The 9,594-nt window shown below is 39.8% G+C and carries 9 protein-coding genes and 1 other RNA gene; 7 read left to right on the plus strand and 3 right to left on the minus strand.

The annotated features are described in order from the left end of the window. Positions 1-159 precede the first annotated feature (159 nt). The 3 genes from IAE45_RS17030 to IAE45_RS17040 all read left to right on the plus strand — a co-directional run bounded on the left by IAE45_RS17030 (position 160) and on the right by IAE45_RS17040 (position 3,614). The gene (locus IAE45_RS17030) at positions 160-2,244 is read left to right on the plus strand and encodes an LTA synthase family protein (RefSeq protein ID WP_325123435.1); all 2,085 of its coding nucleotides are present in this window, start codon (positions 160-162) and stop codon (positions 2,242-2,244) included. Positions 2,245-2,424: 180 nt separating this feature from the next. Beyond that, positions 2,425-3,162 carry a hypothetical protein gene (locus tag IAE45_RS17035; protein ID WP_200127422.1) on the plus strand — a complete coding sequence of 246 codons (738 nt, stop codon included), beginning with the start codon at positions 2,425-2,427 and terminating at the stop codon, positions 3,160-3,162. Continuing rightward, complete coding sequence (locus IAE45_RS17040) at positions 3,141-3,614, plus strand: hypothetical protein (protein WP_200127420.1); 474 nt, start codon at positions 3,141-3,143, stop codon at positions 3,612-3,614. The genes IAE45_RS17035 and IAE45_RS17040 overlap by 22 nt, the downstream gene beginning before the upstream one ends. Before the next feature lie 117 nt (positions 3,615-3,731). Here IAE45_RS17040 and IAE45_RS17045 read toward each other — a convergent pair whose 3' ends face one another. From IAE45_RS17045 to IAE45_RS17055, 3 genes are read right to left on the minus strand one after another with little or no spacing between them, the layout of a single operon-like run. Continuing rightward, positions 3,732-5,192 (minus strand): sensor histidine kinase, encoded by a 1,461-nt coding sequence (locus tag IAE45_RS17045; RefSeq protein WP_200127418.1) that lies wholly within the window; start codon positions 5,190-5,192, stop codon positions 3,732-3,734. Further along, positions 5,192-5,905 carry a response regulator transcription factor gene (locus tag IAE45_RS17050; protein ID WP_142425101.1) on the minus strand — a complete coding sequence of 238 codons (714 nt, stop codon included), beginning with the start codon at positions 5,903-5,905 and terminating at the stop codon, positions 5,192-5,194. Before IAE45_RS17050 ends, IAE45_RS17045 begins: the two co-directional genes overlap by 1 nt. Then, a complete protein-coding gene (locus tag IAE45_RS17055) occupies positions 5,886-6,236 on the minus strand; it encodes an SdpI family protein (protein ID WP_081119493.1) in 351 nt (116 codons plus the stop codon). The genes IAE45_RS17050 and IAE45_RS17055 overlap by 20 nt, the downstream gene beginning before the upstream one ends. A 145-nt stretch (positions 6,237-6,381) precedes the next feature. Here IAE45_RS17055 and IAE45_RS17060 point away from each other — a divergent pair, with 145 nt between their 5' ends. The 4 genes from IAE45_RS17060 (at position 6,382) to IAE45_RS17075 (ending at position 8,583) form a co-directional block, all read left to right on the plus strand. Beyond that, positions 6,382-7,152, plus strand: coding sequence for a Cof-type HAD-IIB family hydrolase (locus IAE45_RS17060; protein ID WP_081119492.1), 771 nt, complete (start codon positions 6,382-6,384; stop codon positions 7,150-7,152). Positions 7,153-7,214: 62 nt separating this feature from the next. Next, positions 7,215-7,578: a transfer-messenger RNA gene (gene ssrA / locus IAE45_RS17065) on the plus strand. Positions 7,579-7,846: 268 nt separating this feature from the next. Further along, positions 7,847-8,137, plus strand: coding sequence for a DUF5960 family protein (locus tag IAE45_RS17070; protein ID WP_200127416.1), 291 nt, complete (start codon positions 7,847-7,849; stop codon positions 8,135-8,137). A 188-nt stretch (positions 8,138-8,325) separates the two neighbouring features. Then, the gene (locus IAE45_RS17075; protein ID WP_200127414.1) at positions 8,326-8,583 is read left to right on the plus strand and encodes a hypothetical protein; all 258 of its coding nucleotides are present in this window, start codon (positions 8,326-8,328) and stop codon (positions 8,581-8,583) included. Positions 8,584-9,594 lie beyond the last annotated feature (1,011 nt).

The following is a 9,594-nucleotide window of genomic DNA, read 5'->3' on the forward strand; positions in this document are numbered from 1 at the left end:
TACTTAATTCCGCGTCATGACAAGGAATTCATTTGACACGTCTTTCCCAGCCTAGTAAAATGTACTGTGATGTAAAATCGTAATGTACCGGTTATACTGGAAAAAGAGAGGACGATTCCTTTGAAAAAAAATAAAGTATCCACCTTTGTGAATACAAGAATGGGCTTTTTTTTCCTATTAGCCCTATTATTTTGGCTAAAAAATATCTTTGCCTATATGGTGGACTTCCACCTAGGGATTGAAAGCAGCATTCAGTACTTCATCTTATTCATCAATCCGATCGCAACGACCTTATTACTGCTGTCGATCGCATTGTACGTAAGAAGAACCAAAGCAGCTTATATCACGATGCTTGTGATTTATTTCTTGATGACCTTGCTTTTGTTCTCCAATGTTTCATACTATCGAGAATTCACTGACTTTATCACCATCAACACGATGCTTGGTGTTGGAAAAGTGGCAAGTGGTCTAGGAGAAAGCGCGATTCGCTTGTTCCGTCCCTACGATGTGTTGTATTTCATTGACTTTATCGTGCTGATTGCAGCCTTTTCAATGAAGAAAATCAAAATGGACACTCGTCCTGTGCGGGCACGGATGGCTTTTGCGATCTCAACCTTAGCTGTTATGGTCTTTTCTGCCAATCTTTTCTTAGCAGAAGCGGATCGTCCTGAATTGCTTACTCGAACGTTTTCTCGTGACTATTTAGTCAAATATCTTGGGATCAATGCCTTTACAGTTTATGATGGCGTACAAACTTATCAAGCTTCGCAAGTACGTGCCGAAGCGAGTCCCAACGACATGAACGAAGTAGAGAGCTATGTTAAAGAGCATTACGCAGAACCAAATGATGATCTGTTTGGTATCGCAAAAGGCAAGAATGTCATTTATATTCACTTAGAAAGTGTTCAGCAATTCTTGATCGATTATAAATTGAAAGATGAAGATGGAGTGGAACATGAAGTCATGCCGTTTATCAATAGTTTATACCATAGCGATAGTACCTTTAGTTTTGATAATTTCTTCCACCAAGTAAAAGCTGGGAAGACCAGTGATGCCGAAACATTATTCGAAAATTCCCTGTTTGGATTGAATCAAGGAGCGTTATTCACTCAACTGGGTGGGAAAAACACCTTTGAAGCAGCACCAGATATTTTAGGTCAAACGCAAGGCTATACCAGTGCCGTTTTCCACGGAAATACTGGTACCTTCTGGAACCGAAATGAAACTTACAAACGGTTTGGCTATGATTATTTCTTTGACGCTTCTTATTATGATGTCAATGATGAAAATTCATTCCAATACGGGTTGCATGACAAACCGTTCTTTGAACAATCGGTACAATACTTAGAACGTCTGCAACAACCGTTCTATTCAAAATTCATTGCGGTTTCTAACCACTACCCTTATTCTGAATTTACCAATGAAGAAGGCGGCTTCCCGCTAGCGAACACATCTGATCAAACGATCAATGGCTATTTCGCAACCGCCAATTATTTGGATAGAGCCGTGGAAGAGTTCTTCAATTACTTGAAAGAAAGTGGCTTGTACGAAAACTCAGTCATCGTTTTATATGGTGACCATTACGGAATTTCCAATTCTCGTAACCGTAACTTAGCAGAATTGCTTGGAAAAACAAGTTCTACGTGGACAAACTTTGACAATGCGTCGTTACAACGTGTCCCTTATATGATTCATATTCCAGGACAATCAAATGGCGGCATCAATCATACGTATGGCGGTCAAGTTGATGCATTGCCAACCCTATTGCACTTACTGGGTGTGGATACATCGAACTATATTCAACTGGGACAAGATTTATTCTCTGATCAAAATGAACAACTGGTTGCCTTCCGTGATGGCGACTTTGTGACACCAGACTACACTTACTATAGCAGTACATTGTATGACAATCGTACCGGCATGCCGATCAACGATCCATCCGATGAATTGCAAGCCAAAGTCGATGAATGGAAAGCCAAAGTCGACAAACAGCTTTCGGTTTCTGATCAGATCAACAATGGTGATCTCTTACGTTTCTACGCGAAGAGCGGTCTAGAAGAAGTTGATCCTTCGACCTATAATTACAAAGATGCCCTTCAGCAAATGATGGATATCGAAAAGAATCTAGGCAGTGATTCAACCAGTGTCTTTTCTCAAAACGGGAATCAATCGACCGTCGATCTGTACCAAACAAAAACCTTCCAAGAATACCAGCAGATGATGGAACAAGATAGCGGCGAGTAAAGTAAGAACAACCAATGATCAATCCAGTAAGGCGCCTGCCTTGCTGGATTTTTTTGCGCTATTTGTTAGGAAAACGTCGAACTTTCTCGCCACTTTTTTAGCTTCGATATTTTACTACAAGAACTTCATACTTTATTCAAACTCCCCTTTTATACTATGTACTAGGATGAGGTGAATTAGATGAAAACTATACATTTTGCGATTGCTAGCATTTTTTATCATAAAAAAGCCATGGTGCTTTATACGCTTGTATCCTTCTTTGCCGTAATTGGCTTGATCGTGACGTTTGCCTTGATCTACTCGATGGATCAAGTGATCGCTCAGACAAGAGATCTCTTAGCGACAGAAGATCTGCAAACGAAAGTAGCCGAAGAGATCCAACCGGTTACGACGATCTATCATCAACTGTTCTATTTGATTTTCAGCGCCTTTACGCTGGTCTTTATCGGCTTTCAAGTTTACTACCAACTATATAAACGCTCGGAATACACTGCTTGGTTAGCAAGTGGCGCTACCACCAGACAATGGGTAGCAATGCAGATCATAGAAATGCTCTTACCGCTCTTAGCAGCCGCTGTGATCGCCTTTGTGTTATTGCTACTCTTCCAGCCTTATTTCCAGCGGGAATTACTTAGTGGGCATATCGTTGCCCTTGATCGAGAGCGTGCTTCTGATAACTTTTGGGAGGCTGTCCAAAGTCTTCCTGGACAAGAATTCGCCATTACGATTCCGCAAAATAGTCAAATTCTGGTCCAAAATGTCGATTTGAACAGCACCACTTGGCTTGCTATTTTATTTGAAAGCACACGCCACACACTTGTCGTCTTACTTGCCGCTGTGACCGGTTTTACTGGTTTGATTGCCAGTGGACATAGTCTGTATTGGAGGAAAAAACAATGGAAAAACCAACTCAGCTAACGAAATCAATTGGTTTCTATTATGTTTCGAAAGACAATGAAACAAAAACTTCTGAATTAAGTTTGCTGCTTTCACAAAAAAAAGCAATCTTGATTCGTGCTCAATGGCCCTTCGTTCCCTTTTTATCCGTGATGGACAATGTATCTCTTGCAAATAAAAAAGGGGACGATTTAGAGAGTGTACTGCCTTATGTTCAGCTTCCCTTATCCGCTTTAAAAAAAGAGCGGACAGAGTTAACCCCCTTTGAGGAAATCAAAATTCAACTGCTCTTAGCGTTACTTTCAGAAAGAGAAACCCTTTTAATCGAAAATGTCTTGAGCACGTTAACAACAGAAGAGGTCCAAATCCTGCTGCCTTTGTGCCAAGAAATCGCCGAACAATTTGCTGTTGCCATCTATTTGATCCATGAAGACGAATGCTTTGCCCATACGCCCTATACCACTTATCTATAGTTTACATAGCCCTCAAACAAAAAGGCTTGCTTGCAAAAGCAAGTCTTTTTGTTTGAGGTGCTGCCAATGAAACGCAAAAAAATCGACCGGCTAAGCAAATTGCTGCCGGTCGATTCCTTATTCTTCATTTAAGTCGATATCTGGAAAAGAGATTTTAAAGGTCGTGCCTTTGCCAAGTTCACTTTCTACACTGATCTTTCCTTTGTGCAGACGTACGAGCTGTTCAACGATCGATAGTCCCAGACCAGATTCACCAAATTGACGGTTTTTGCGGGAAGGATCAACTTTGTAGTAACGATCCCAAATATTCTTGACTTGTTCCTCAGACATGCCAATTCCCGTATCACTGATTTCGATGATCGTTTCCAAGTAGCCTTTTTCGATTCGAACCCGAATTTCTCCATCTTCCGTAAACTGGATCGCATTTTGTAAAATATTGACCATGATTTGGACAAACCGATCATAATCCGCGTAAACATCAATTGGCTCTGTTGTTTCTAAAACCAACACATCTTTGGCGATTTCTGCCTTGCTCTCCAGTTGCGTCAACAGATTATTGATGGTTTGCGTCGCATCAAATTTTTTGATAACCATCGAGATTTGATTGGTTCTGATTTTTTCGTAGTCAAGGTTTTCGTTGACTAACCGAATCAAGCGATTGGTTTCATTTTTCATCAAGCGGATCGCATTGTCTTTTTGATTCTCAGGAATTGCGTTGTACTCTAAGCCTTCCAATAAGCCATTGATGGTCGTCAATGGGGTACGCATCTCATGAGAAGCATCGGCCATAAATTGCCGACGACGTTCTTCTTGCCGTTCAATCTCTTCTTGGGATTCTTTTAAGGATTTCGTCATTAAATTAAAATCTTCGGCTAATTCATCAAATTCATCCCGATTATGCACCGGCAAGAAAATATCAAAATTGCCATTAGTAATTTCTTTGGTTGCCCGTTTCATGCGATTGATCCGCCTTACTTGGAACGTAGCAAAAAGGTAACTGATCAATAATGAGACAACGATCGAGATCAAACAAACTTTAAACAAGTTTTGATTAAAGGCACTGACAAGATTCAAAATACTGCTTGCCGATTGCGAAACCACCATTACCCCGTAAAAATCCGTGCGATTGACAGAAAAAGGTATCAACACATAGGAAGTCAGTTCTTTTTCCCCGTATAAATTTGTGGCGGAGGTCAGTTGTAGACGCGCCCCATTTTCTAAGGATTGCCAGTCTTTTTCAGAGATCGGAAAATCAACAGCATGAGCGGTATCTAGTGGATAAATAATATCATCAGGACTTTTAAAGAAAGCAAAGGAGATATCTTGGTTGCTCAAAATATTCTCAGCCAAACGCAAGGAATACTGTAGATAGCCATCCCGGGTCATATTTTGCTGTAAATATTCTGAGTCACTGATTTGCGAAATCGTCGCGACCGACGAAGCATACCCCATTAACTGCTCATAATTCCGTTCTTGTAACGTTTGGCGTGTCATTTGAGTAAACGCAATACCAATCGTCATCAAGATCACGAAGATCACCACAAAAAATGCAATCAGCTGTTGATACAGGTAGCGCATTAAGCAGCACCCGCATCATCAAATTTGTACCCAACGCCCCAGACGGTTTGAATGATCTGTGGCCCCACTTTTTCAATTTTTTGTCTTAGTTTTTTGATATGTGCATCGACGGTCCGTTCATCGCCAAAGTATTGGTAATCCCAAACCAGTTCTAACAGCTGTTCTCTCGAAAATACTTGTCGCGGTTTTTTCGCTAACGTATAAAGCAAATCAAATTCTTTCGGCGTCAACCCATCGATGGGTTGACCATTTAAATAGGCTTCCCTTGTTTTTGTGTTCATTTTGAAATGATCGGTGACGATATCAAAGGTGGCATCGGAAGCTTCAGGTGTTGTTTTTTCAACCAATTCACTGCGGCGGTGTAATGCCTTGATCCGTGCAATCAAGGTCAATGGACTAAAGGGTTTCGTCACATAGTCGTCCGCCCCCATCTCTAATCCAATGACTTGATCGCTTTCTGAGTCACGGGCCGTCAACATAATAATAGGGACTGTACTAGAGATTTTACGAATTTCGCGCGCCACCATCATGCCGTCCATGGAAGGAAGATTCAGATCAAGGGTGATCATATCCCATTTTTCTGGTTCAGCAGCAAAGGCCTCAAGTCCTTCTTTGCCATCGTACATAAACACTGCTTCCCATCCTTCATTCAAGAAAAACATTTGCATCATTTCAGAAACAGATTCGTTGTCTTCAATCATTAATATATTCATTTTCTTCACCTCTATGTTCTTTATCAAATCGTTGCAGATTCTCTTCGATCAGGCCAAAGATCGGCACGATGAACCAAGGGATCGCGATCATTTCAATTAGAAAAAAGTTGGTCCATTCTTGCCATTTCAAGACAAACCCAATGAGCGCCATGATTCCGCCGAAAAGCAGAAAGAATCGGGCAGATAGTTTTTGGGCCTGTCGCCAATTTCGTTCATTTTGTTTTGCCAGATAGGAACGGTAGCCATAAATAAGGTTCATTTTTTTTGATGGAAAAAGAAAAAAAGTGAGACCAATCAAGAAAAAAATGCTGCCAATTACTAAAAAAATCATCGTTTCACTCCATTCTTCCTATAGTATACTCGAATTTCTTTCTTCTACCAACAACTTCACCGATTATTCATAAAGGTTTGCCTTTTTTTCAATCTTTGATAAGATTGTGAGTGGACTATGACTATAAACCTTAGGAGTAAGATACATGACCTATAAAGCATTAACTTTTTTTGATCTTGATGGTACGCTTTTAGATGAGCACTCGCAAATCACTTCGGAAATTGCTGAAGCGATGGCGATGTTGCGAAAAAACGAAGTACTGCCGATCATTGCAACGGGAAGAACCGAACCTGAAGTTACCGCCATTCGTGAAGCAGCCGGGATCACCTCAAACATCGTCATGAACGGGGCTTTTATTCGCATTGACGGCAAAGAAGTTTTTTCTGATACTTTAGAACCTGAGCTTTGCGCACGAATGTACCAAGCCGTCAAAGACAATGGTGATGAACTGTGTTATTACAATGAGAAAGGCTATTGGGCAACTGGTCACACCGAGGAAATGGTCGGTGCATACAACTACGTTCGTAGCCCTCTCCCAGAAATCGATCCTCTACATTATGAAACGGACCGGACCAATATGTTGTTGGTTTTAGGTGTCGGCAACGATGCTTATTATCATGAGCGTTTTCCCGAATTAACTTTCTATCGTAATACGCCTTTTTCGATCGATGTCGTAAAATCCGGCACCTCTAAAGGAACTGGCGTGAAAACCTTGGTAGAATTGTTAGGTCTAGAAGATGTACCTACCTTCGGGTTCGGAGACGGTAGCAACGATTTCGCCCTTTTAGAAGCCTGTGACCACAAAATTGCCATGGGAAATGGGATTCAAGAGTTGAAAGAGCTGGCAGATTTCGTTACCTTGAAAAATACCGAAGGCGGAATCGTGCACGCCCTGAAACACTTTGACTTGATCTGATCCTTTGCACATGAACAAAAATATGGTATACTAGTGAATGGTAGCGATACCCCTTTTATCGAGGGGATGTTACGGATTCGACAGGCATAGTTGAGCCTGAATTGCGCTTCGTAGGTTACGTCTACGTTAAAACGTTACAGTTAAATATAACTGCTAAAAACGAAAACTCTTACGCTTTAGCTGCCTAAAAACAGTTAGCGTAGATCCTCTCGGCATCGCCCATGTGCTCGAGTAAGGGTCCTATTCTAAGTGGGATACGTTTTATCTTTCCGTCTGTAAGATAAAAAAGAGCTCATCAGACTAGCGATACAGACTGCCTGTCACTCGGCAAGCTGTAAAGCGAACCTTCAAATGAGTTGACTATGAGCGTAGATTTTTAGGTAGCAATATGTTTGGACGCGGGTTCGACTCCCGCCATCTCCATAAGCTTAAATCGATTAGATTTTCGTAGTTTTTCCTAAGTGTTCAAAACCTTGTTTTAAAGAGGTTTTGAGCGCTTTTTTTGTATTTTTAGTTCCCCAATGTTTTTCGTAGTTTTTCTTGTTTGGTAGTCATTTGGTAGTCAAATGGTGGTCAAATTTTACCTTCGCATCGATGTGCTTTTCCTCGCTTTTCGTAAATCGTATATCTTAATCTAATGTTCGCTTTACAACGGGAACGTTCGTTCGTATAATTTCGGTAAGGAGTGATTGATATGCAAATACCATTAGCGCATCAAAGAACCTACGCACTAGAAAGATATTATTATGAGTTTATTGAACGGATGGGCCCAGCTCACCTACTATACGATCAATTTGTTAGGACCATGGATAACACTGGAAAACCATTTTTTACCGTTCCTTCAAGCTATTCAAAATATTCTGAGGTGCTAGCTTTTGTTTTTAAGAAGGACGGAGAAAACTACCTATTTGATCACGTTAGGACTCAAGATAAGATTCTTCGAAAATACGCCCCTAACACAAAGTATAAACCCGGTGGCAATTGATATGAATCTTATTACTCAATATGAGCAAGGCTACCTATCTCTTTCTGATTTTATAAATGAAATCCCGAACTCGATTTCTGAATCTCAGGAAGCTTTGTACGGCTCAAAATGTGTCGAGTTTTACGTCGCTGTCACTTTAGGTAAAACGGATTGTCGCTATTATGTACAAGCCTACGGAGGCGATTGTTATGAAAATGATGAAAGGCTATGTATCGAAAATACGAGTGTTGAAGTTGACCAAGACCCCTTTGGTGCGGTTCTCTTTGGATAATGAGAATTGTTTGATTGCTGCACACAGTTTGAACTTCTTAGCCGATGTGGATGAGGGAATGCAAATTGTGGTTGCTGGTGAGTTTAATATTAGGAAACAATTTGTTGTTAGGAAGTACTCTGTGATTGGCAAGACCAAGATTATGATTGAATTTGAAGCAATGAATGTTCGCTAAGCGTTTTACTTTGCCTATTCAGTAAATTACTATATGATTATTATGATGACGGAACATAGTTCCACTTGCACGGCATATGAGAATATGCTGTGCTATTTTTTTACAAAAAAACAACCACTCCCGGGGAGGAGTGGCACAATTAGATAAAAAGTTTTTTTATATGGAAAATTAATTATATGAGCAATCTAAAATTTATTCAACCCTTTTGCTCAAAAAAGAGCCACCCAGCATAAAGAGTGGCTACACAGAAAGAATTAGAGATGATAGCCTCGGATTAGGCTATAATTCATTCTAGAATCTCAATCAAAAAAACTCAAGTCATTTGCTTTTTTAACCCAAAATTCTCAAGCTTTATTTATATCTATTTGAATTTTTTAGTGCTACAATCAAAAAAGAGCAATGGTCAAAAGAAGACTTCCCCAAGCCGCTTTTTCCATTGCTCCATATGTTACAGAGAGATCATACTTAGATGGTATAGTATTTATGATAGCATTTCAATTAAGTAGCTCTCATAACAGGATATTCTATATTTTTATATAGAATAAATAGAAGAGTACTAGGCCAAGTCTCGAAATTCCCCAATTTCTGCCTAGTACTCTATTTTAGTGCATTAGCACCAATAATATAATATTCGATTGATAATTTTTTTTCAATAAAAAAAATCCACTCTAGGTATTCTAAAGTAGATCTCGAAAGTGTAAACGAAAAATAAACACTTTGGGTATGAGTATAAGATACATCTTTTATTAATAAAACTCAACCAATTTATGACGGTTTTCTGAACAATAATATCTATTACATAAAAATGATGATAAAATAAATAAGAAGAGTAGCAGGCACACTTCCCCAAGCTTCCCCCACCTGATACTCTTCATTGACGATTTAATGTCGTCTTAAAAATTTTACAGTAGATGCATTTTAACAGCAAGCAAGAAGATTATCTTCGTTGATCATATGTACGGGGGCGTGACATAAGTTAACTAGTTACGCTCTCCAAAATATAAGGAGCAC

The organism is Enterococcus sp. S53, from assembly GCF_016516865.1.
Taxonomy (GTDB): Bacteria; Bacillota; Bacilli; order Lactobacillales; family Enterococcaceae; genus Enterococcus_D; species Enterococcus_D innesii.

Coding starts and splice junctions, on each gene's coding strand:
- IAE45_RS17075 (WP_200127414.1), top strand. CDS start 8,326: ATGAAAATGATGAAAGGCTATGTATCGAAAATACGAGTGTTGAAGTTG.
- IAE45_RS17055 (WP_081119493.1), bottom strand. CDS start 6,236: ATGATTTTTTTAGTAATTGGCAGCATTTTTTTCTTGATTGGTCTCACT.
- IAE45_RS17060 (WP_081119492.1), top strand. CDS start 6,382: ATGACCTATAAAGCATTAACTTTTTTTGATCTTGATGGTACGCTTTTA.
- IAE45_RS17040 (WP_200127420.1), top strand. CDS start 3,141: ATGGAAAAACCAACTCAGCTAACGAAATCAATTGGTTTCTATTATGTT.
- IAE45_RS17030 (WP_325123435.1), top strand. CDS start 160: ATGGGCTTTTTTTTCCTATTAGCCCTATTATTTTGGCTAAAAAATATC.
- IAE45_RS17045 (WP_200127418.1), bottom strand. CDS start 5,192: ATGCGCTACCTGTATCAACAGCTGATTGCATTTTTTGTGGTGATCTTC.
- IAE45_RS17050 (WP_142425101.1), bottom strand. CDS start 5,905: ATGAATATATTAATGATTGAAGACAACGAATCTGTTTCTGAAATGATG.
- IAE45_RS17070 (WP_200127416.1), top strand. CDS start 7,847: ATGCAAATACCATTAGCGCATCAAAGAACCTACGCACTAGAAAGATAT.
- IAE45_RS17035 (WP_200127422.1), top strand. CDS start 2,425: ATGAAAACTATACATTTTGCGATTGCTAGCATTTTTTATCATAAAAAA.